Origin of the sequence: Nostoc sp., assembly GCF_036917755.1 — a bacterium.
GTDB lineage: Bacteria > Cyanobacteriota > Cyanobacteriia > Cyanobacteriales > Nostocaceae > Nostoc.
Genome location: NZ_JBALFC010000118.1, coordinates 33,723 through 55,650, shown reverse-complemented (window position 1 = coordinate 55,650; position 21,928 = coordinate 33,723). Strand labels below are relative to the sequence as shown.

The window sequence follows — 21,928 nt, the reverse complement described above, 5'->3', positions numbered from 1 at the left end:
CTTGCTAAATCAAGGCGAATTAATTATTAAATGGCATCGCAAAGTCAAAAACAAAGGTAATGCTGTTATAGCAAGTTAAATGTGGAACAGCTTAATTGCAGGTTCTTATAAAAATTCTCACCTTGAAAGCGAGGAGAATTTCTTCGATAGTCATCAGGTGCAAGATCATCAGGGCTAGCGATCGCACCTGATAAAAACCCTCTTCCTAATGGGCTATAGGGAACAAACCCAATTCCTAATTCCCGCACAGTAGGTAAAATTTCATCCTCTGGGTCGCGGCTCCAAAGAGAGTATTCTGTTTGCAGTGCAGTAATGGGGTGAACTGCCACAGCCCGTCGAATCGTGGCAGGTGCAGCCTCTGAAAGTCCTAGATAGCGCACTTTACCAAGCTTGACTAACTCTGCCATTGCTCCGACAGTATCTTCAATGGGTACGGTTGGATCTACACGATGTTGATAATAGAGATCAATCACTTCAACTCCCAGGCGTTTTAGGGAGGCATCGCAAGCTGTCTGGACATATTCTGGTCTGCCACTAATCCCTTTCCAACCGCCGTCTTCAGTGCGGACATTGCCAAATTTGGTTGCTAATACTACTTGATCTCGGCGATCTTTAATTGCTCTGCCTACTAGTTCTTCATTGGTAAACGGCCCATACACATCAGCAGTATCAAGGAAATTTACCCCAAGCTCTAATGCCCGATGGATAGTAGCGATCGCCTCAATTTCATCACGACCACTATAAAACTCAGACATTCCCATGCAACCAAGTCCGATATTTGAAACTTCCAAGCCTTGTTTGCCTAGCTTTCTGGTTCTCATAAAATAATCTCCTAGTCAGTAATTGGTCTTAAGAATATTAGGTCTTTCAGCATTATCCCTTTCCCAATTACCAAGTCATCTATTATCAGAAGTATTTACTGATATCAGTAGGTTGAAGATGTGAAGATGACTTAAATCTTATGAGATGAAAATTTTAGGCTAAAATCCGTTGAGGAATGATAATGTAGCCAGTGGTGCGATCGCCTAATACGAGGTTACGTTGTTCTCCCCAATACCACCAATGAGCAGCAACATAAGCGCAAATTAGGCTATCTAGTTTATCTTCGGTTGCTTTCAGGGCTGCGCCTGTGGTGGGGATTTCAAGAGGAAACGAACCGCAGAGGCGCAGAGAAGCCAGTGCTTTGCGGGGGTTCCCCCCGTTGTAGCAACTGGCGCGACGCAGAGGAGGAGAGAAGGAGGGGAGGAGATCGAGAAGATAATTTTGGAGTTTGATTAGTTCTAGGCGGCGCTCATTCAGGCGTCCTTTTTTGTATTTGAGGATACGTTCTAAGTTGAATAGGTTAACGATCGCTGGGTGGGGAAAGACTTCTATTTGATATCTGCCAAGTTTTTGCGGTTCGATGGTGGGTGCGTGTGCAAAACCGCGTGATTCTAATTCTAAGCCAAAGTTGATGGTGCGATCGGCGAAGGGTAGGTTTTTATTAGCTGGGTAGCATCCCGCATGATATTTGCCAAAGTACTTGTGGCTGAGTTTGTCGGCGAGGCGACTCCCGCTAGCGTTGGGTATGAGGGTAGGTGCATCTACGGCGATGATGGCTGGTTCGTCTGGTTGTACCCTCAGATCGATCCAGGTGAGGATGTCTGCAATGGCTTCTTTGCGATCTAAATCAACTAGTTGCAGTTGTCCATCTATCCATTTTAAGCAGCATAGTCCACTTGGTTGCGATCGCCAGCCTAAATCAATGCCAATAAATTTCATGGTCATAACACAATACAGTTAAGCATTTCTTCCTTCTCTTCCTTTGTGTCCTTTGCGTTCTTTGCGGTTCGTTAAAAAAATTGACTTTGACAAAGAGTTAAGCCTTAACCCAAGCGTGTCGGTTCATAACACGAATTGGCAATTATTTTCCCATTCTGGGCAACCATTTACCTAAATTTACTTGCCAAAAATCAGGGAAATAATCTTATAATCTGGAAAAGCTTGTCTTAATTTATTTTATCTGGCAATAAGTTAATCAAGATTATTCCGATGCAGATTTTATTTTTACACCCCAATTTTCCCTCGCAATTTCGCAACCTAGCGACAGTTTTAGGTAAAGATAAGAATTACAAAGTTGTCTTTGGCACGAATCGACGTGAAGGGGAAATACCTGGCGTTTATAAGGCTATTTACACTCCTTATCGGGAAGCGGCTCCCCAAACCCACCACTATGTTCGCAACCTAGAAAATGCTGTTCTCACCGCGCAGGCTGTCTATCGCGTGGCAGAAAAATTAAAAGCCGAGGGTTTCGTTCCAGATATAGTTTATGGTCATTCTGGTTGGGGGCCGACTTTATTTATGAAAGATATTTTTCCCAAAGCCGAATTATTGTGTTATTTCGAGTGGTTTTATCATGCTCACGGTTCGGATGCAGATTTTGATCCTAATGAACCACTAAATGCTGATGATGAATGCCGCATCCGCGTGAAAAATGCGCCGATTTTGACTGATTTATATAGTTGCGATCGCGGTCTTTCTCCGACGAATTGGCAACGGCAGCAATTTCCTAAAGAATATCATAGCAAAATCACTGTACTTCATGATGGTATTGATACCAAATTTTTTGCTCCCAAACCAGGCGCAAAGTTAGTTTTACCAAGAATAAATCTTGACCTTTCCCATGTGGAAGAGTTGGTAACTTATGTGGGACGCGGAATGGAACCTTATAGAGGTTTTCCGCAGTTTATGGAAACGGTGGCGCTAATTCAGCAGCGAAGACCTCAGTGCCATGTAGTAGTTGTGGGAGAAGACCGGGTTGCTTATGGGAAAAATCTCCCCGATGGTCAGACTTATAAACAATTAATGCTAGAAAAATTATCTTTGGATTTATCGAGACTGCACTTTACAGATAGACTACCTTACAATGAGTACCTTCAGGTTTTGCAAGCTTCTTCTGCTCATATTTATTTAACCCGTCCTTTTGTTTTATCCTGGTCAATGTTAGAAGTAATGGCAGCAGGATGTTTATTAGTAGCTTCTAAAACTCCGCCAGTATTAGAGGTCATACAGGATGGAGTGAATGGACTGCTGGTAAATTTCTTTTCTCCTCAGAATATTGCTAATAGGGTTGAAGAGGCGCTGAATAATCCTCAAGAGATGAACGCAATTCGGGCGAATGCGCGAGAGACAATTATCAAGCGTTATGATTTAGCAAAACTTCTACCACAGCATTTGCAATGGATGTTCGCTGGTAAAAGTTCTGAGAGTTTGAAAAAGCGCCCAAGTTCTAAAGGATTTGGGAGAAATTAGATGAAATTTGTCATTAGTCATTGGTCATTAGTTACAACCAACAAAGGACAAATTACAGATAAATATAAAAAATATAAAAGCGATATTTAAAATGCGAATTATTTTTACTATTGCCCATTTTTTCAAACCTAGCAGTGAGGGTCGTCATGCTTCCCAACGCAAAGACCCACAACCCCGCTTGGAGGCGTTAACTAAAAGTCTTACCGCCTTACATCAATTATTTGGCAAATCTCAAAGTATCATCAACATTGCTCAACGATTAGCTTTCCCTGCTAACCAGCCACAGTCTCACGAACTAGATATTGTTATTTGTACAACCCAAGATAATCATCTTCTGAATCAGCTTTCCTTCCCATCCCATTTATATAAACATCATTCTACTGATGTAGAACCTCTGTTTTTGGGGTTTGAGTGCCAAGCTGTTCTACAAAGTTGTCTCGGTCAATATGATTACTACTGCTTTCTTGAAGATGATCTCATTATCCATGACCCTTGGTTTTTTATAAAATTAAACTGGTTTACCCAACAAGCTGGTGACTTAAACTTGCTCCAGCCAAATCGTTATGAAGCCTCCCCCTACGGTTTGGTTCACAAAGCTTACATTGATGGAGATTTGGCTTTACGAGTAACTGCTCCCTTTCAAAATGTGCAGGAGCAACAGGAACTCAACGGTACAATTCTGAATACACCAATTACCTTTTGTCGCGCCCTCAACCCTCATTCAGGCTGCTACTTTTTAAATGCAAATCAGATGGCTCATTGGGCTAATCAAACATATTTTCTCGACCGGGATATTAGCTTTGTTGGACCCCTTGAAAGTGCTGCTACTTTGGCAATTATGAAGACATTTCGGATTTACAAAACCTCACCAGAGCAAGCCAGTTTTTTGGAGATTCAGCACTTTGGAACAGGATTTATGGGGCTAATTGGAGGACAAGTGGGTTTGGCATAATGCTCTTAATCAAAAATTAGTTCAGTCTGCTCAAGAGGAGTAATTTTAACTCTACTTTTGGTATTAAGAGCAATATCAGTTAGATAAGGAATAAGCGCGTAGCCAATGCACTCTGCTAAACGTGGTGGTACAGCATTTCCAATTTGCCACATAGCTTTTTTCATAGAACCTTTAAAAATAAATGAATCTGGAAATGTCTGCAATCTTGCCATTTCACGCGCTGAAATAACACGGTTTAGATATGGATGAATATGAGTACCGCCGTGATTCTCTTTAACAGTCATGCTTGGTTTACCAGGGTATTGTCGTTTGAAAGCATCAACATATTTTGTATATAAAGAACCACCTAGAGGTACTTTAGCAATACGCTCCATATACTCAGGTGAATGCTTAGTCCACTGATGATTTATCTCTGGTATTGGGGTATATGCTGGTAAATCGGAAATAGCTGATTCAATAGGTTTGTATTCTTCAGGTAACAACTTAGCTTTTGGATAGGGATTTGCCATTCCAAATCTGTTGGCTATAAAGATAGCTCTTGGTCGAATTTGTGGCACTCCGTAGGCAGCAGATTCAAGAATTGCAACAGATATATTAGGATAACCAATAAATTCAAAAGCTTCAATAATTGCTTTTTTTACATCTCCGTTTTGTATAGTCAGAATGCCTGGAACGTTTTCCATAACAACATACCAAGGACGTATTTCTGATACAACACGTACAAATTCATAAAATAAACGATTGCGTGGATCTTTATGGTCACGTTTTCCTGCTACCGAGAAACCCTGACATGGCGGCCCGCCTATAACAAGATTTACTTCAGGTAAGCCGATTTGTTGTAGCCAATTGTGGGAATCAAACTGTTCGATATCTCCACAAAAGTGATGACATTGTGGAAAGTTATTTTTATGGGTAGCAGAAGCGATTGGATTGATTTCAACGCTAGCTAAGGGTTTAAATCCAGCTTGAACTAGTCCTTGTGTTATTCCCCCTGCTCCACAAAACAGATCGATAAAGGTGTAATTAGATGGTGGATTTGGCACAGAATCAACTTCAATGAATATTTTGTATGGATCGGAGTCATTTTTATCTAGTTCTCGTTGGATACGTTCATAACGTCCTAATTTAGGTTTTTTTTGCTTTGTAGTAGAGTGATTTTCGTCGTTAGGAAAAAAAGAAAGTTGGGTTCCTGGCATTTTTTGTTTGATATTGATGTCTGCTTCTGTGTGACATATAGCCTACGATATATCCAACATGGCACGCTTTTTCCAGAAACCCACAAAAGCGATCGCAACCAATTGCCACCAAAAACTGAATACTTAAATTGTGACTAATGGTTTTTCAACAGGGGTAGGCGTGACCAACGGATCAAATCCTAACTGCTCAGTAATGCGCTCTCTGGCTAAAAGGCGGTATTCCCAAAAATGCTCGCCAGCAGCACATAAACCCAAATACATATTCACGAATTGCGGCTTGGTGCGGAGAATAACCCAAAGCTGTTGCCAAAATTGACCCCGAATTTCCCGCCGTTGCCAGCCTTGTCGCCAGAGCAAGTTTGCTAGTAGTCGCAGTCCTTTGCCAGGAGGAAAATACATCGTCTGCTGTAGTTGGGGATTAGGTGTAATCTTGAGGCATTGTTCAAAACAACGTCGGAGATAGTTTTTGGGTTCGTACATTCTCCAAATTGCCTCTAAATATTCTTTAGCAACTTCAGCCATCGGCCGGCTAGGAACAAAATTCATTAAGGAATTCTGATCTCCCACGTCCAAACTTCTAAATCCTTCTAATAATCGCTCCTCTCGTTTTAGTCTTTCCCAAAGGGCAGTATTGGGAAGGGCTTGCAGTATACCTAGCATCGGTTGAGGAATGCCGGTTTCTTCAACAAAAGCTTGAATTCGCTCCCCAGCGCCAGTCTTTTCTCCATCAAAACCAATGATAAATCCTGCATAGATCAACAATCCAGCTTGATTGATAATACGACAGGCTTCTAAGAGGGGATTGCGGGTATTCTGAAACTTGCGAGTGGCTTGCAGGCTGTCTTGATCTGGTGTTTCAATACCCAAAAAGACTGCGTAGAAACCAGCTTTAACCATTAGTTCTAATAGCTCAGTATCTTCTGCTAGATTGACAGAAGCTTCGGTCATGAAGGTGAAGGGATAATTGCGTTCCTGCATCCACGGAATTAATTCTTGTAAGAGGCGTTTAACATTGCGCTTATTGCCAATGAAGTTATCATCCACTATGAACAGAGATCCGCGCCAGCCTAAGTCATAGAGGGTTTGGAGTTCTGCTAGGGTTTGACTAGGTTCTTTGGTACGTGATTTGCGACCATATAGATTGATGATGTCACAGAATTCGCATTCAAAAGGACAACCGCGAGAAAATTGAATCGCCATCATTAAGTAATCATCTCGCTTGAGTAAATCAAAGCGAGGTATGGGGCTTTGGGTTACATCTGGTTTTTCAAGGGCGCGATAGGTTCCTTGTTCTTCACCTTTGGCGATCGCATCTAGAAATTGGGGAATTGTAATCTCCCCTTCATCTAAAATCAAGTAGTTAGCTCCTGCTTTCAGGGCAGGTTCTGGCACTGAGGTTGGATAAGGGCCACCTACAGCCACTTTTTTCCCCATCTGTGCTGCTTTGTTAATTTGAGCGAGAAAGTCTTCTTTTTGGGCAAGCATGGCGGAAAGAATCACGATGTCGCACCATTGCCAATCAGCATCAGTTTCTTGATTAACATTGCGGTCATAAAACCGAACTTCCCAGTCTGTTGGCAGCATAGCGGCAACAGTCAGAATACCTAGCGGCGGAATAGCTGCCTTAAGTCCCGCTATTTTCATAAATTCGTCGTAAGACCAAAAAGTTTTGGGAAAACGGGGGTAAAGTAAGAGTGCTTTCATTATTCTTTATTTATCTGTCTGAAGATAGACATCGCGCAATTTGCAAATCTGGTTTTCGAGTTAGTTGGCAGTATTACGGTCGTTGTAATAAAAGCTAATGACTGATTTGTGGAGCAAAAAACTGCTAGCTAGATCAACCGTCTCTTGGTAAGACGAGAAAGAATTGGGCATTATAGGCCAGAGTAGTAAAGCTTTCATCAGCAGACTCCCCGGAGTCGAAAATTTAACTAATAATTTCCAGGTTACTGTACTTTCTCTAACAAAAACTTAAATTTTGTCTATTTCTGTAAATAAAAAGTAGATAAATTGCTTAGAAGAGGAGAAAAAGTGTTATTTAAGGTGTCTTGCGGTTTCATCTTTGTATTCCCGTGCTATCTTAACGCAATCTCCTGCATTGTTAATGCATCAACTGGCATTGTTAACGCATCGACTAGCATTGTTAACGCATCGACTGGCATTGTTAATCCATCGACTAGCATTGTTAATCCATCGACTGGCATTGTTAATCCATCGACTGGCATTGTTAATCCATCGATTGACAATGGCATTGTATTGATTTTTGTCGTTACTACACTAGAGCAGTTTTCATTTATTTAAACTCCGCATCCCTAAAACCTAAGTTTTGCGTTGCTTTCCCGCCCTGCAATAAATTGCGGGCTAATAGCTAAAGTACGTTGAAACGCACTAAAGTTAAAGAAACTAAGATGAATTGGGGCTGATGGGTTAGACCCCCTATTAACTTGCCAACAGTCTCATAGGGGACTGACAAATAAAAAAATACTCAACTACTTCTTGTGGGGTGGGCATCTTGCCCGCCCGTATAGAAAGGCGGGCAAGATGCCCACCCCACGAGTTGACCTGGAAAATGTCAAAATTAAATGAGTTTTGCGTAGCGTCTCTAAAAGTTGCGACTTGTCGCTAGACATCGCAACTTGACATAACGCGGATTTGAGATAACTAAGTTGGAATTTATGGGCAAGCAACGTGTTCTTTCTGGAGTTCAACCAACCGGCAATTACCATCTAGGTAACTACTTGGGAGCCATTCGCAACTGGGTAGAAGGTCAGAGCGAATACGAAAATTACCTTTTTGTGGCTGATTTGCACGCGATTACAGTGCCACACGACCCAACACAGTTGGCAGCTGATACCTACACTCTTGCTGCTCTTTATCTGGCTTGTGGTCTTGATTTAAATCACTCCACCATCTTTGTACAATCCCACGTTTCGGCCCACAGTGAACTCACCTGGTTGCTCAACTGCATTACACCTCTAAACTGGCTGCAAGACATGATCCAGTTTAAAGAAAAGGCTGTGAAACAGGGAGAGAATGTCAGTGCAGGCTTGTTGGATTACCCTGTGCTAATGGCAGCTGATATTTTGCTTTACCAAGCGGATAAAGTGCCAGTGGGTGAAGACCAAAAGCAACACTTGGAATTGACACGGGATATTGCATCTCGGTTAAATCACCAATTTGGTAAACCAGATCAACCAGTTCTGAAGTTACCAGATCCGTTGATTCGCAAGGAAGGGGCAAGGGTGATGAGTTTGGCGGACGGTACACGCAAAATGTCGAAATCCGATCCTTCCGACTTAAGCCGGATCAGTTTGCTAGATTCACCAGAACAGATTCAATACAAGATTAAGCGTTGTAAAACTGACCCCATTCGTGGGCTAACTTTTGATGATCCAGCGCGTCCAGAGTGTAATAACTTGTTAACGCTGTATACATTGCTTTCTGGTAAAAGAAAGGAAGATGTCGCAGTTGAGTGTCAGGATATGGGCTGGGGACAATTTAAGCCATTATTGACAGACACAATAATTGAGTCTCTGAAACCAATTCAAGAAAAATATCAGTCGATAACGGCAGACAAAAGCTATTTAGAGTCTGTGTTGCGGGATGGAGGGGAAAAAGCTAGGGCGATCGCAAATCAAACTTTATCACAAGTAAAAGCTGCTTTAGGCTACTCTCTTCCTCTATAAGTTTTCACTTTTAGGTGTGATTTGCTATACCATTTAAGAAATTGAAATTCTTAATTTTATGCATCACACCCATAGCCACACAGCTTTTCGTAGAGCTGTACAAGCAGGTGAATTTCTAGTCACTGCTGAGGTAGCACCGCCAAAAGGGGGAGATCCAGCGCACATGATTCAAATGGCGGCGACTCTTAAGGGAAGGGTTCATGCTGTCAATGTTACTGATGGTAGCCGCGCCGTGTTACGGATGTCTTCGTTAATGGCGTCAGTGATTTTGTTACAAAACGGTATAGAGCCGATTTGTCAAATTGCTTGCCGCGATCGCAATCGCATTGGTTTACAAGCTGATTTGATGGGCGCTCATGCTTTGGGCATACATAACATTTTAGCTTTGACTGGCGACTCAGTAAAAGCAGGCGATCATCCAGATGCCAAAGCTGTGTTTGACCTAGAAGCTGTGCGACTGCTGCAACTAATTAGGAAGATGAATCAAGGTGTTGATTACAACGAGAAACCTTTGACTGATGGAGCCTTAGATTTATTTGTTGGCGCAGCAGTAGATCCGCAATGTCAGAGTTGGTCGGGTTTGCAAAGTCGATTTGAACGCAAAATCGAAGCCGGAGCGCAGTTTTTTCAAAGTCAGTTAATTACCGATTTTGAGCGGCTAGAAAAGTTCATGGACACAATTGCTGCTGGCTATAAAAAACCGATTCTGGCAGGAATTTTTCTGTTGAAGTCGGCAAAAAATGCTCAGTTTATTAATAGGTGTGTTCCGGGTGTAAATATTCCCCAACATATTATTGATAGATTGGCAAAAGCCAAAGACCCTTTTGAGGAAGGGATAAAAATTGCCGCCGAACAAGTGCAAATAGCGCGGCAATTATGTCAGGGTGTGCATATGATGGCCGTGAAACGTGAAGATGCGATCGCGCCGATTTTGGATTTGGCTGGGATTGCTCCAGTTAATCAGTTGGTATCCAAGTAACGGAGACAACGAATCTTTTCTTAAAGCAGATGTTTGTGATCATCTGCTTTTTTTAATGCTGAATCAGATGCGATACACTATTTTTGAGAAACTTTGAATATCCAATTTTTGCTTGACTAAATCCAGGTGCAAACTGACAAAATTTTTTATAGCTTATTTCAAGCTTTCCCTAGCATATTTTTTGCAATAATTGGCGATACGACTATCAATGTCAACGCCTATGAATTTGTTTCACTCGAAGTAAAACAAACTGCTTTTAGGATTGATGGGGTATTTATCCCCACAAGTGAAACCACAAACCAACCACTCTACTTTGTTGAAGTCCAGTTTCAATTAGACTCGACTTTTTATAGACGCTTCTTTGCCGAAATCTTCCTTTACTTGCGTCAAAACGAATCAGTGAATTTTTGGCGTGCTGTTGTCATCTATCCACAACGAAGTTTAGATCCAAGCGATCGCCTACCGTATGAGTTGCTACTAGACAGTTCACAAGTACAACGCATTTATCTAGATGAATTAGATACGGGGGAGAACTCACTGCAAGTTGCGATCGTTAAATTAATTATCGAAAGAGAAGAAACAGCCGTTGACAAAGGTAGAGAATTGATTTTACAAGCAAGGCAACAACTGGCAGATGAAGCTACCACCAAGCAAATTGTAGAATTGATAGAGACTATTCTGTTGTACAAATTTACCCGGTTAAGCCGAGAGGAGTTAGCAGAAATGTTGGGTATAGACGACGAATTCAAAAAGACAAGGATGTATCAATCAATCAAGGAAGACGGCTTAGAAGAAGGTCGGCAGGAAGGTCGGCAGGAAGGTCGGCAGGAAGCTAAGTTAGAAGCTATTCCCCGGTTGTTGGCATTGGGGTTGAGTGTGCAACAAGTAGCGTTGGCTCTCGATTTAACAGTGGCGCAAGTACAACAAGCAGCCCAGAATCAGTCTAGCTGATAGTGGGCGTTGCTTGCGTCTAATGTAATCAACAAGTGCGTAGCGCCTACGCACTTAAAAACTTGGGTTACATCTTACCGTGTTGCAGCACTTCTTGTAGATGGCGGCGAACCTCTTGTGCTTGCTCAAGATCCGATTGGCGCAATTTCTGGAACAACTCTACACAAGGCTGAGAACCTACTTGTTCTGCATCTTTGATGTAGGTATCGTAAGCTTTAATGGCTTCAGCCTTGTTGTGCAACACGGTGACAAAATCATACTCCAAGTTGCTAATTGGTTCTTGAGACTCTCCGTTACCTGTATTTGTAGTCATTAGTTGAACCTCTTTTAGGATTTCTAATTAACTTTATACTCACCCTTAAAGAGCGATTCATCTCCCAAAAAGAGTATATTTAAATACGTCGGAAGTACTTTGTGATTTTAGATTTTAGACTTGTCGTGAGCGTTACTTCTCTAGGAGAGGCTGCGCCAACGACAACGCTCAGTACAAGTCAGTCGAACGATTTTAGATGCATCAAAGTTCCTGATGCAGCCTCAAACAAAAGAGTGGAGAGTAGGAAAATACTTTTTCACACTCCCCAGTAGAGACGCGATTAATCGCGTCTCTCCCACTCCCCATTTTCATAAGAATTTATCCAAGCGGTTGATTCTCATCACATTGACGTGAATACTGTAATTCCAACTCATTTTGCCGTTCCCTACCTCCTCTATACGCAACCGGACAAACCTTAGTGTTAGCGCTCATACAATCCATGTGTGGCGTCTTAGCACACACCACAAGTAGTCCACCCAGAACAAACAACAATCCACAAATTGCCAGTGTATTAACCCAATAAATTTCCAGCGCTCCGTGAACTACTATCTCTCGCAGTAGAGATACAATTGTTACCTCAACTGCCACTCCCACAGAGATACTATGTTCTTGCAAATAGACCATTAATAGTCGGAATAACTCGACTAAAATCAACACAAATAGTATTTTTGCAGTCACATGTTTATAGTCTAGTGGCTGCGTGATGGCAATAGCTATCCCCCACAATTGGATCAGCATGACGGCGAACAATCCCAAACACAAGACAATCACAATTAAGTCTTGGAAGGCTTCCATGTTGCGAACAATTGAGTGCCGATCAAGCCAGCGATCGCTAAATAAAAATCGACTCTTTAGGCGCTTTTGCATGTACGTTTAATTCCAATCTGGACTAGTTCAGACAACACCAGCGAGTCAACCCAATACTTTTATGTTATGCAATATTAAGATTTTGCGCCTCAGCGAGGTTGGTAATTTAAATTTTGTGCTTGTTGCAACAATTGCTCGGCATTTTTTGCCCACTGAGGATTACCCTGAGTATTGTATAAATCTCTAGCAAATTGCAATACTTGTACTGCATTTGGATATTGCTGTAACTGGATAAAAACTAAGCCTGCACCATAATAAGCGTTGGGATAGTTCGAGTTAGCTTCTGCGGATTTTCTAAAAGCCTCTAAGGACTCCTCTAATTTGTGTTGGATAAACCAAATTGAACCGAGATTATAGTAAGCTTCTGGATACTTTGGATTAATTTTTACTGCCTTACGAAAGGCATCTTTTGCTTGATCTACTTTACCTTGTTGGAGATAACACATCCCCATATGATAAGAAGGCTCTGGTGCATTTTTGCTATATTCTATGGCTTTTTTAAAAGATGCGATCGCTCGCTCACAATCTCGTTGCTGTTCTCGTACCAACCCCAAGTTATAGTGGGCAAATCCTAGTTTGGGATCGAGTTCTAACGCTCGTTGCAAATAATCGTTAGCTAACTGTAAATTATTGCCTTCTAACAACGCACCACCTAAATTAGCAAAAGCTGGAGCAAATTTAGGATCGGCTTGCGTTGCTCGATAAAATGCGTCCGCAGAGGGTTGTAATTTTCCCGTTTGTCGGAATGCTAGCCCTAAATTATAGTGCGCTGGTGCCAATGTCGGATCTAATTGGGCTGCTTTTTTAAAGGCCGCGATCGCATCTTGTACTTTTCCCGCCTGAATTGCCTGTAAACCTTGGTTTAACCAGTCTAAGGCAGTTTTAGCATTAGATTGTGCCAGCCTTGAGGCGATAGGAGGAGATAGAGAAAGAGAGGGCGAGGAAATACTCACAACCAACAAAGTCAAACTTACTAACCCTGCTATGCGATATTTAGAGAATGATAATCCCATTGATTTTCTGACTCGCAACACTTTCAGTTAAATTTACTTCATAAGGACTTTTTTACAAAAATTTTTTATTTGGCATGAAAGTTTGTGATACTTAACTTTTCTTAAGCTAAATCTTACGACAGGCTACAATTTTTTTAAGTTTCGATTAAAGGGAGGATAATAACGAATTAAAGAAGGGGTAATTTTGACTCCAGAGAACCATTTTTTATCCCTGGTATATACAGAATAGTGCGGTTACGAAAGACTTACCGCAAGGGAGGTTTTATGAACGAAAAAGTAAAATCGGGTTCGCGGAATGTTGCAATTGTCGGGCCTTATTTAAGTGGAAAAACCACTTTACTAGAAAGCTTGTTATTTGTCACAGGGGCAATTTCCCGCAAAGGGAGTGTTAAAGACAGCAATACAGTGGGAGATAGTGCTGCTGAGTCGCGCGATCGCCAGATGAGTGTAGAAGTCAGCGCCGCTAGCACTGAGTATAACGACATTCGCTTCACTTTTATTGACTGTCCAGGAAGTGTAGAATTTGCCCAAGAAACGTACAATGCTTTAATCGGAGTGGATGCGGCAATTGTAGTTTGCGAACCCATACGCGATCGCGTTCTCACCCTTGCCCCTCTATTTAAATTTCTAGACGATTGGGAAATTCCCCACCTCGTCTTCGTCAACAAAATGGATCGGGCAAATATTCACGTTTTGGAAACGTTACATGCCCTGAAAGCAGTATCTAGCCGTCCTTTGGTAGCGCATCAATATCCGATCATGAACGGGGAACAACTCACCGGCTTTATTGATATGGTGAGCGAACAGGCATATCAATATCATCCAGGCGCACCTGCTGACCCCATCCCCTTCCCTGAAAGTTTAAAAGAAGAAGAACGTACAGCACGGGCAGAAATGCTCGAAGCCTTAGCAAATTTTGACGACCATTTACTCGAAGAACTTTTAGAAGACATCGAACCACCCCAAGAGGAAATCCTCAAAGATTTAAAAATGGAATTAGGGGCAGATTTAGTAGTGCCCGTTTTCTTTGGTGTGGCAGAACAAGATTATGGTGTTAGACCTCTATTAGAAGCCTTGTTACGGGAAGCCCCCGAACCAGAAACCACAGCAGAACGTCGTTTAAAAAACTTAAAAGGTGATACACCTCTAGCGCAGGTATTAAAAACTTACTACACTCCCCAAGGTGGCAAACTCTCTCTGGTGCGTGTTTGGCGGGGCAAATTAACTGATGGTATTGTCCTGAATGGCATTCGCACTGGTGGAATTTACCGCCTGATGGGACAACAACAGCAGTTCGTTAACCAAGTTAGTGCTGGTGAAATTGTCGCATTGAGCCGTTTAGAAGGAGTCAAAACAGGCGATACAATCTCTATAGAACAGCAGTCGGCAATAAAATTACCCAAAGCTGCACAGTTGGAACCTGTGTATGCTCTGGCCATTACACCAGAAAAGCGTAACGATGAAGTTAAACTCAGTAGTGCCATTACCAAGTTGTTAGAAGAAGATTCCTCACTTGCTTGGGAACAACACGGCGATACTCACGAAGTAATTCTGTGGGGTCAAGGCGAAATTCATTTGCAAGTCACCCTCGACAGACTGCGCCGCAAATATAACTTGCCGATGACAACCCACTCACCGCAAGTGCCTTATAAAGAAACCATCCGCAAAACAGTGGCTTCAGTTCATGGGCGCTACAAGCATCAAAGCGGTGGTCATGGACAATTTGGTGATGTTTTTCTGGAAATTAAGCCTTTACCACGTGGTACAGGCTTTAACTTTAATGAAACTATTGTCGGCGGCGTGGTTCCTAAACAGTACATTCCTGGGGTAGAAATGGGGGTGCGGGAATTTCTGACACATGGGCCTTTGGGCTTTCCAATAGTGGATTTGGCGGTAACTCTGACTAATGGTTCGTATCACAACGTTGATAGTTCCGAACAAGCCTTTAAGCAAGCTGCCCGATTAGCAATGCAAACGGGGATACCCCAAGCGGAACCTACGCTGTTAGAACCAATTCTGCGGGTGGATGTTACCACACCTAGCGAATTTACCTCGAAAGTGCTGCAACTGTTGAGTGGTAGACGGGGACAAATTTTAGGCTATGAAGGCAGAAACGATTGGCAAGGCTGGGATAATGTCTCTGCATACTTGCCACAAGCAGAGATGCAAAACTTTATTGTAGAGCTGCGATCGCTCACTCTTGGCGTTGGTTCATTCCATTGGGAATATGACCATCTTCAGGAGGTGCCAGAAAAACTTGCTGAACGTGTGATTCAAAGTAATGGTAATGGTGCTAACAGCAACGGCAAGTAGTTTGGGATTTGTTGGGAATCCATTGAGTTTATATTTAAGGACACCCACAAGAGGTGTCCTTGATTTTATGCAGATTTTTCTTCTTTTGTAGTGTTTGCGATTCATAAGCAGGGATTAATATCATGTCCGCTTAATCACTTATCAAAAAAACTCTGCGCGTCCTTGCGTCGAGGCGAATATTAGCGATCGCTTAAAGATCGGGTCTTGTTTGCTAGGCTAAAGTGGAAGACGCCGCGTCGAGGTGAATATTAGCGATCGCTCAAAGATAGAGTCTTGTTTGCTAGGCTAAAGCGGAAGATTTAAAATTTAGGTAGATAATCAAGGCTAAATAGTCTCTATGGCTTACTGCACTATGTCAACTGTTTATCCTTACTGAGTTATTGGCCTTAGATAAGACTAGACTTTTTCGCTAAATAATAGCGAATTAAATTAATCAAGTAGAAATTATCGAGATTGTAGCTAAACAATGATGCATTTTAAGTTTTCACCCAAAATTCTGCAAAGGCTGGGAGAAGAACTCATTCCAAATCCAGACCAAGGAATCATCGAATTGGTTAAGAACTCTTATGATGCTGATGCTACTGAATGCACAGTAGAACTTATTAAAACTAGCGCCATAGGTGGCTTGATTATTATTTCAGATAACGGTGTTGGTATGGATAAAGATGCCATTAGCGAGGGATGGCTGGTGCTAGGCCGCTCGAAAAAAGCTATCCGTGAAGTTACTCAGTTAGGTCGCTTACCTGTAGGTAATAAAGGATTAGGTAGGTTAGCGGCTCTACAGATGGGTTCTCAAGTATTCTTAAAAACTAGACCTAAACATGAACCAGAAGTTGAATATTCTTTAACGATTAATTGGGATGATTTTAAGGAAGCTGATGTAGTAGAAGATGTTGCTTTTGATGTTCAAAAAAGTATCACAGATAAAGGGTATGGAACTGATATTATCGTCAGCAATCTTAAAAATATATTTAATAAACGTGATATCCAAAGACTAGCTAGGGAACTTTTACTGCTAGCAGATCCATTTGACAATCATGTAGGTTTTAGCCTTAAACTTATTGCCCCAGAATTTTCGGAAATTGAAAAACAAGTAAACAATGCTTACTTTGATGATGCCGAATATCATTTGCAAGCTAGTATAAATGAACTTGGGATTGCTGAAGCCAGTTTGCTGGACTGGCAGAAGAACGTAATTTTTCATGCAAAACATAGTGATATTTCTCAAGAGCTTTACAAAACACCTCGAACAGAATTTGAACTGTGGGTATTCTTTCTAAATCCTCAAAGCTTCTCAGCTAGAAAGACTTCTGTTTCTTTCACACAAGTTAGAGAATGGCTTGCTCAAGCAGGGAATGTTCGTCTCTACCATCGAGGTTTACGGGTAAAACCCTATGGAGATTCGGACGATGATTGGTTGAACTTAAATTATGCACGAGCAAGAAATCCAGAGGTTCGTCCTTCAACAAAAACAGTTATTGGTAGAGTAATTGTTAATGACCCTGACGATATGTTAGTTCAAAAAACTGATCGGCTTGGTTTTATTGAAAATGAAGCTTTTTTAGAGTTAAAACGCTTCGCAATTGATGTGTTGGAATGGATGGCGAAAGAAAGGCTTAAAGTCACTGAAACGCAAAGACAAAGGATTAAGAAACAAGTTCCTCGTGATCTTACAGAAGCTAAAGCCAGAATTGAAGAAGTTATTGAAGCAGAAGTTCCTCAAGAATCTCGTCCTAAAGTCTTAGAAGCTGTTCAGCAATACGAAACTGTAACAGAACGTGAAACCAAGGTATTACGTGAAGACCTTCAGTTGTATCGTAGTCTGGCTACAGCCGGAACAACCGCAGCAGTTTTCGCTCATGAATCTGCTAAACCAGTGACTTCAATTGCAAAAATAGCTAACAGAATAGAAAAAAAGGGTAAAGAAATTCTGGGAGAAAAGTATGAACAATATTTCGGAGAACCAGTTAGAAAGCTTTATCAAGTAAGTAAGTCATTACTACACTTTTCTAATTTTCCGCTGCATCTGTTGAAACGAGAAAAACGTCGTGCAGGTGTTGTAGATGTCCATAGTGTTATTGATGATATTCTCGAACTTTTTCAAAGTTTTTTTGATGAAGGTGAAATTCAAGTTATTAAAGAAAAAGTTGATACTAAACCTTGCATTTATGGAAGCGAGGCTTTGCTAGAAGCAATTATTACAAATCTTTTAACAAATGCTATAAATGCTTTTAATGTTGAAGGTGGACGTATAAAAGAACGTAAAGTAATTATCAGAACTGAAATTGAAGGAAGGAATTTAAAAATTAAATTTTTAGACAATGGTTCAGGAATTCATAATATCAAAATAGACGAAATTTGGCTACCTGGTAAAACCACTAGGGAAGGTGGTACAGGTTTAGGATTGACAATTGTGAGAGATTCTGTAACTGATATGGGAGGCTCGGTAGATGCAATTGCAAAGGGTGAATTAGGTGGAGCAGAATTTATTGTAGAATTAACACTTATTAGAGAGTAAGTTTTATGAGTATGACACAAGTTTTTAATGATATAAAAATAGCGATAATTGATGATGATAAAAATCTAGCTGAGGTAACAGCTTGGGAAGTAGAAGAAGCAGGGTATCAAACATTTGTATTAGACAATAGACATAGACACTTTCACAATGTCAGTGACTTGGTATCACTTATTAGAGAAAATGCTCAAGGTGCTGTGTGTGATCACCGATTGAGCAATTCTGGATTTGCTAACTTTTATGGAGCAGAATTAGTTGCAAATCTATACGATTTTAAATTCCCATCATTGTTAATAACTCAGTATACAGAAATGGATACAGCTTTTTCGATTAGAAAATGGAGACACAAAATACCTGTACTACTAAGTCGAGAAGAAGCCGATGCTTCAAGCATTGCTAAGGGAATACAAGATTGTACTTTAGAACTTTCTGGTAAAATACCGAGTACTAGAAAACCTCGTAGAACGATAGTTAGGATTACTAATATTGATGAAGAATCTGGTGAACGTGTTGTAGATGCATTTGTTCCAGGTTGGAATCCCCATAAGGCTGTTCGTTTTCCAGCTTCTCTGATTCCAGAGAATATTGGAATTATATTAAAACCAGATATCCGTTTATTTGCTCACGTAAACACAGGAGCAGAAAAATCTGATGACCTATATTTTGAAAAATTTGAATTAGCACCTGAACCCGATGAAGATGATGGACTTGCCTGAATTGATTATTTTAGATGTTGGACATGGAAATTGTGCGTTAATCAGAGATGCAAATGATGCGATGGTTATTGACTGTCCACCTGGGGGTACTTTGGCAGAAATTCTTGAGCATCTATCTATTAAAGAAATTTTACATATCCTCATTTCCCATTCTGATGCAGATCATATTGGAGGTATAATTGACTTACTCTCAAATGAAGATATCAAAATTCACAACGTACATATAAACCCTGATGCAATTAAGAAAAGTGCAATTTGGTTAGATTTACGTATTGCTTTAAAAGACGCGCGCCAACGTTTTGGAACTAAGGTTTCATCATAATTGACAACAACAAAAACGGGAAGTTTGAACATTGGTTCAGTTAATATAGAAATCCTTGCACCAACACCTGAATTAAATTTAGGTGGTGCTGGAGGAACAGATTTACAAGGAAGGCGATTAACTTCTAACTCAATATCAGCCGTTATTGGTATAGTTCACGATTCTCACAGAGTGGCTATATTAGCAGCAGATATTGATAATGTAGGCTTTGATAATTTGATTCAAGATCAAAAGAGTTTGAGTGCTGACATACTTGTTTTTCCTCATCATGGTGGAAGACCAGGGAGTGCAGATCCTAAAATATTTGCCCAGCAATTTTGTACTTTTATCCAACCAAAGTTAATAATATTCTCAATTGATCGGAATCGTTTTAATAATCCCCGCACAGAAATAGTAGAGGGTATTATTTATTCAGTTCCAGATGCTCATATTTTATGCACTCAATTATCCCAACAATGTGCTGCTGCTCTTCCTAGATCAAAGCCTACACATTTAACTAAACTTCCTGCCAGAGGGCTTAATAGTAATAGCTGTTGTGGAGGAACTATTACTATTAAAATAGATGGTAGCAGGACAAGTTATGCTGAGATGGCTTTACATAAAGAATTTATTGTTAGTCAAGTAGCTAGCCCAATATGTCGAAAGTTTTTATCTATCGTCAAACCAGATAAGTAGGTCGGCGCAAATAAAGCTAACTGGTGTACTCCTTCGGGGAAGCAAGCTATGTGCAACGGCAGCGATCGCGGAGTGAAGTAATCCTAATCTCTTGCGATTGCAAGTCATGTTGAACTACTCCAAAATCGTATTCGGGTACTCCAACATTGTATTTAGGTACTCCAACATTGTATTTAGGTACTCCAACATCATATTCGGGTACTCCAACATCGTATTTGGGTACTCCAACATCGTATTCGGGTACTCCAAAATCGTATTCGGGTACTCCTAAATCGTATTCGGGTACTCCTAACTTTGTCGCACTGCGATCAAGTACACAGGTGCGATCGCTCACTCTCGGCGTTGGTTCTTTCCACTGGATTAAAGAACTTAGTAAATAGAAAAAATTAAGTGTATTTACTAATGCAACCTATAGGATAAACTTTATTAAAATACAAATAACATGATTGAGGTAAATCTAAAAAACTATGGATATTACAAAACTAAACTGAACAAAAAATATCAAACCTTTCTATCCAACAAAACAAGGAAGATGGGCTTACGATAAAGTGAGTAATACTTTTGAATTAAATTGGCGAAACAAAAATAACCAAGACGAAAAAAACGTCAATAAGCCAACAGAAGGTGAACTAATTCTTTTAAGACAGCTTGGTAGAGTGACTCACATCGTTAAAATACTTGATAGTCAATTTAGTTATGTTCAAACAAATGCTGAAAATGAATTTAATATTTATCGCTATGTTGAAGTTGTTTGGATAACTGATAATTGGGATAATCCCCCAAGTACTGACGAATTCTTCGAGCCAAAAATTCACTTTCCAATGGGTGGAACTGCATATAGACTAGAACGTATAAAAGCATTTAAACAACGTTGAAACGAGCAAGGCTTGCTTGAATTTCAAAAGCACGTTCAAAAAGAATTAAAGATTGGCTAACATTTTTATCCTTTACTGCTACGATAACTTCATACCTGCTTTTATAAACCTAGTCGTAGATTGAAGTAATTAGTGATGGTAACACTTCAATTAAGACAATTAAGTGTTCCGCCGGGACATAGAGTAATACTCCACGATGTTAGCTGGCAAGAATTTGAGGCAATTTTAGAAGAACTTGGCGATCATCGAGCCGCTCGATTGGCTTACAGCCACGGAACTTTGGAGATGAGAATGCCGTTACCGAAGCATGAGAAAGCCAAAGTCATCATTGGGGATTTGGTAAAAATTCTGCTGGAGGAGTTAGAAATTGACTGTGAAACATTTGGCTCAACCACTTTCAAACGTGAAGATATGGCTTTTGGTGTAGAGCCTGATGACTCTTTCTACATTCAAAATTATGCTCAAATGATTGGTAAAGAGCGAATAGACTTGACAATTGATCCGCCACCTGATTTAGCAATTGAAGTTGATGTTACTTCCAAAACTCAACTAGATGCTTACGAAGCATTAGGAGTTCCTGAACTGTGGCGATATGAAGATGGCAAGCTAGAAATTAATATTCTTCGGAATGGCAAATATATTAAATCTGAAACTAGCCCTACTTTTCCTAACTTTCCTATTGATGAAGTAATTCCCCGGTTTGTCGAACAGAGCCGAACTTTAGGTAGAAGTCCAACGCTGAGAGGATTTCGTCAATGGCTAAGAAAACAAATCAACCCAAACTTAACGTAATCCCAGCTACCTAATACTTGCTGAGGTTTACTTTCGTATGTCTTTCTTCCTTCCCCAGTCCGCTTATTTTTTGGGGACAGAATCTCAATCACTGTTACAATTTCTCCTGTTCCCACTTCCCGAACTTCAAGGTATCCTTCTCGCACTTCCTCTAGAATGGGAACGTTGACAGTTATCGGTTTTGTAGGCGATGCGGCTACTGCAATATTAGACGGTTCTTTTTCTGTGTTTGTTAAAGAACTTCCTACAACCACATCAGGAATACCAACTAGAATAGAATTTTCATCTATCATTTGATATACCCCTTTCTCAACCGCCACTCGATATTTCGGTCGCAGTTGAGGAGCAATTGCATCTGCGATCGCAATAATTAATCGACTGTGAAATTTCGGCCACAGTTCAGGATTTTCTAGATAGGGGTTCATCCCTGGAAATGGTGAAGGCATAAGCTTGGCTGATTGCAGATTCTTAA

The 21,928-nt window shown here is 40.8% G+C and carries 21 protein-coding genes and 1 pseudogene; 12 read left to right on the top strand and 10 right to left on the bottom strand.

Annotated elements, in window-relative coordinates; genetic code table 11:
- Positions 1 to 65: 65 nt before the first annotated feature.
- Positions 66 to 821, bottom strand: coding sequence for an aldo/keto reductase (locus tag V7L05_RS26015; protein WP_335168417.1), 756 nt, complete (start codon positions 819 to 821; stop codon positions 66 to 68).
- A 154-nt stretch (positions 822 to 975) separates the two neighbouring features.
- Positions 976 to 1,761 carry a DUF429 domain-containing protein gene (locus V7L05_RS26010; protein ID WP_335168422.1) on the bottom strand — a complete coding sequence of 262 codons (786 nt, stop codon included), beginning with the start codon at positions 1,759 to 1,761 and terminating at the stop codon, positions 976 to 978.
- Between the two features lie 270 nt (positions 1,762 to 2,031).
- On the opposite strand from V7L05_RS26010, the gene V7L05_RS26005 reads away from it, so the two are divergent.
- Complete coding sequence (locus V7L05_RS26005) at positions 2,032 to 3,291, top strand: glycosyltransferase family 4 protein (RefSeq protein ID WP_335168415.1); 1,260 nt, start codon at positions 2,032 to 2,034, stop codon at positions 3,289 to 3,291.
- Positions 3,292 to 3,382: 91 nt separating this feature from the next.
- The gene (locus V7L05_RS26000; RefSeq protein WP_335168413.1) at positions 3,383 to 4,243 is read left to right on the top strand and encodes a calcium-binding protein; all 861 of its coding nucleotides are present in this window, start codon (positions 3,383 to 3,385) and stop codon (positions 4,241 to 4,243) included.
- A gap of 5 nt (positions 4,244 to 4,248) precedes the next feature.
- Here the strand turns inward: V7L05_RS26000 and V7L05_RS25995 are convergent, their stop codons facing one another.
- The 3 genes from V7L05_RS25995 to V7L05_RS25985 form a co-directional block, all read right to left on the bottom strand.
- On the bottom strand, positions 4,249 to 5,439 hold the full coding sequence (locus V7L05_RS25995) for a DNA cytosine methyltransferase (RefSeq protein WP_335168411.1): 1,191 nt from the start codon (positions 5,437 to 5,439) through the stop codon (positions 4,249 to 4,251).
- Between the two features lie 123 nt (positions 5,440 to 5,562).
- Entirely contained in the window at positions 5,563 to 7,143 is a 1,581-nt protein-coding gene (locus tag V7L05_RS25990) for a B12-binding domain-containing radical SAM protein (RefSeq protein ID WP_335168409.1), read from the bottom strand.
- A gap of 371 nt (positions 7,144 to 7,514) precedes the next feature.
- Positions 7,515 to 7,691 (bottom strand): hypothetical protein, encoded by a 177-nt coding sequence (locus V7L05_RS25985; RefSeq protein WP_335168407.1) that lies wholly within the window; start codon positions 7,689 to 7,691, stop codon positions 7,515 to 7,517.
- Positions 7,692 to 8,114: 423 nt separating this feature from the next.
- Here V7L05_RS25985 and trpS point away from each other — a divergent pair, with 423 nt between their 5' ends.
- The 3 genes from trpS (at position 8,115) to V7L05_RS25970 (ending at position 11,055) form a co-directional block, all read left to right on the top strand.
- The gene (trpS, locus tag V7L05_RS25980) at positions 8,115 to 9,125 is read left to right on the top strand and encodes a tryptophan--tRNA ligase (protein ID WP_335168405.1); all 1,011 of its coding nucleotides are present in this window, start codon (positions 8,115 to 8,117) and stop codon (positions 9,123 to 9,125) included.
- A 58-nt stretch (positions 9,126 to 9,183) separates the two neighbouring features.
- A complete protein-coding gene (locus V7L05_RS25975) occupies positions 9,184 to 10,104 on the top strand; it encodes a methylenetetrahydrofolate reductase (RefSeq protein WP_335168403.1) in 921 nt (306 codons plus the stop codon).
- Between the two features lie 126 nt (positions 10,105 to 10,230).
- The gene (locus V7L05_RS25970) at positions 10,231 to 11,055 is read left to right on the top strand and encodes an Rpn family recombination-promoting nuclease/putative transposase (protein WP_335168401.1); all 825 of its coding nucleotides are present in this window, start codon (positions 10,231 to 10,233) and stop codon (positions 11,053 to 11,055) included.
- 67 nt (positions 11,056 to 11,122) lie between these two features.
- Here V7L05_RS25970 and V7L05_RS25965 read toward each other — a convergent pair whose 3' ends face one another.
- The 3 genes from V7L05_RS25965 to V7L05_RS25955 form a co-directional block, all read right to left on the bottom strand.
- Positions 11,123 to 11,368, bottom strand: a complete 246-nt coding sequence (locus V7L05_RS25965; RefSeq protein ID WP_335168399.1) for a hypothetical protein — start codon at positions 11,366 to 11,368, stop codon at positions 11,123 to 11,125.
- A gap of 318 nt (positions 11,369 to 11,686) precedes the next feature.
- A complete protein-coding gene (locus tag V7L05_RS25960) occupies positions 11,687 to 12,235 on the bottom strand; it encodes a phosphate-starvation-inducible PsiE family protein (protein WP_334943317.1) in 549 nt (182 codons plus the stop codon).
- 89 nt (positions 12,236 to 12,324) lie between these two features.
- Positions 12,325 to 13,248, bottom strand: a complete 924-nt coding sequence (locus tag V7L05_RS25955) for a tetratricopeptide repeat protein (RefSeq protein WP_335168397.1) — start codon at positions 13,246 to 13,248, stop codon at positions 12,325 to 12,327.
- Between the two features lie 264 nt (positions 13,249 to 13,512).
- Here V7L05_RS25955 and V7L05_RS25950 point away from each other — a divergent pair, with 264 nt between their 5' ends.
- From V7L05_RS25950 to V7L05_RS25930, 5 genes are all read left to right on the top strand, one after another.
- The gene (locus tag V7L05_RS25950) at positions 13,513 to 15,561 is read left to right on the top strand and encodes an elongation factor G (protein WP_335168395.1); all 2,049 of its coding nucleotides are present in this window, start codon (positions 13,513 to 13,515) and stop codon (positions 15,559 to 15,561) included.
- Positions 15,562 to 16,027: 466 nt separating this feature from the next.
- Complete coding sequence (locus V7L05_RS25945; protein ID WP_335168393.1) at positions 16,028 to 18,079, top strand: sensor histidine kinase; 2,052 nt, start codon at positions 16,028 to 16,030, stop codon at positions 18,077 to 18,079.
- A gap of 5 nt (positions 18,080 to 18,084) precedes the next feature.
- Positions 18,085 to 18,792: a hypothetical protein gene (locus tag V7L05_RS25940; protein ID WP_335168392.1), complete on the top strand. Its 708-nt coding sequence runs from the start codon at positions 18,085 to 18,087 to the stop codon at positions 18,790 to 18,792.
- Positions 18,785 to 19,114, top strand: coding sequence for an MBL fold metallo-hydrolase (locus tag V7L05_RS25935; RefSeq protein WP_335168390.1), 330 nt, complete (start codon positions 18,785 to 18,787; stop codon positions 19,112 to 19,114). The genes V7L05_RS25940 and V7L05_RS25935 overlap by 8 nt, the downstream gene beginning before the upstream one ends.
- Positions 19,115 to 19,789: a hypothetical protein gene (locus V7L05_RS25930; protein ID WP_335168388.1), complete on the top strand. Its 675-nt coding sequence runs from the start codon at positions 19,115 to 19,117 to the stop codon at positions 19,787 to 19,789.
- 46 nt (positions 19,790 to 19,835) lie between these two features.
- Here V7L05_RS25930 and V7L05_RS25925 read toward each other — a convergent pair whose 3' ends face one another.
- Complete coding sequence (locus V7L05_RS25925; RefSeq protein ID WP_335168386.1) at positions 19,836 to 20,123, bottom strand: hypothetical protein; 288 nt, start codon at positions 20,121 to 20,123, stop codon at positions 19,836 to 19,838.
- Between the two features lie 214 nt (positions 20,124 to 20,337).
- On the opposite strand from V7L05_RS25925, the gene V7L05_RS25920 reads away from it, so the two are divergent.
- Both V7L05_RS25920 and V7L05_RS25915 read left to right on the top strand, forming a co-directional pair.
- A complete protein-coding gene (locus V7L05_RS25920) occupies positions 20,338 to 20,664 on the top strand; it encodes a hypothetical protein (RefSeq protein ID WP_335168384.1) in 327 nt (108 codons plus the stop codon).
- A gap of 135 nt (positions 20,665 to 20,799) precedes the next feature.
- Entirely contained in the window at positions 20,800 to 21,456 is a 657-nt protein-coding gene (locus tag V7L05_RS25915; protein ID WP_335168382.1) for a Uma2 family endonuclease, read from the top strand.
- A gap of 5 nt (positions 21,457 to 21,461) precedes the next feature.
- Here the strand turns inward: V7L05_RS25915 and V7L05_RS25910 are convergent.
- A pseudogene (locus V7L05_RS25910) lies at positions 21,462 to 21,902 on the bottom strand (DUF4058 family protein); the annotation flags it as partial.
- Positions 21,903 to 21,928: the final 26 nt, after the last annotated feature.

Coding starts and splice junctions, on each gene's coding strand:
- V7L05_RS26015 (WP_335168417.1), bottom strand. CDS start 821: ATGAGAACCAGAAAGCTAGGCAAACAAGGCTTGGAAGTTTCAAATATC.
- V7L05_RS26010 (WP_335168422.1), bottom strand. CDS start 1,761: ATGAAATTTATTGGCATTGATTTAGGCTGGCGATCGCAACCAAGTGGA.
- V7L05_RS26005 (WP_335168415.1), top strand. CDS start 2,032: ATGCAGATTTTATTTTTACACCCCAATTTTCCCTCGCAATTTCGCAAC.
- V7L05_RS26000 (WP_335168413.1), top strand. CDS start 3,383: ATGCGAATTATTTTTACTATTGCCCATTTTTTCAAACCTAGCAGTGAG.
- V7L05_RS25995 (WP_335168411.1), bottom strand. CDS start 5,439: ATGCCAGGAACCCAACTTTCTTTTTTTCCTAACGACGAAAATCACTCT.
- V7L05_RS25990 (WP_335168409.1), bottom strand. CDS start 7,143: ATGAAAGCACTCTTACTTTACCCCCGTTTTCCCAAAACTTTTTGGTCT.
- V7L05_RS25985 (WP_335168407.1), bottom strand. CDS start 7,691: ATGCCATTGTCAATCGATGGATTAACAATGCCAGTCGATGGATTAACA.
- trpS (WP_335168405.1), top strand. CDS start 8,115: ATGGGCAAGCAACGTGTTCTTTCTGGAGTTCAACCAACCGGCAATTAC.
- V7L05_RS25975 (WP_335168403.1), top strand. CDS start 9,184: ATGCATCACACCCATAGCCACACAGCTTTTCGTAGAGCTGTACAAGCA.
- V7L05_RS25965 (WP_335168399.1), bottom strand. CDS start 11,368: ATGACTACAAATACAGGTAACGGAGAGTCTCAAGAACCAATTAGCAAC.
- V7L05_RS25960 (WP_334943317.1), bottom strand. CDS start 12,235: ATGCAAAAGCGCCTAAAGAGTCGATTTTTATTTAGCGATCGCTGGCTT.
- V7L05_RS25955 (WP_335168397.1), bottom strand. CDS start 13,248: ATGGGATTATCATTCTCTAAATATCGCATAGCAGGGTTAGTAAGTTTG.
- V7L05_RS25950 (WP_335168395.1), top strand. CDS start 13,513: ATGAACGAAAAAGTAAAATCGGGTTCGCGGAATGTTGCAATTGTCGGG.
- V7L05_RS25945 (WP_335168393.1), top strand. CDS start 16,028: ATGATGCATTTTAAGTTTTCACCCAAAATTCTGCAAAGGCTGGGAGAA.
- V7L05_RS25940 (WP_335168392.1), top strand. CDS start 18,085: ATGAGTATGACACAAGTTTTTAATGATATAAAAATAGCGATAATTGAT.
- V7L05_RS25915 (WP_335168382.1), top strand. CDS start 20,800: ATGGTAACACTTCAATTAAGACAATTAAGTGTTCCGCCGGGACATAGA.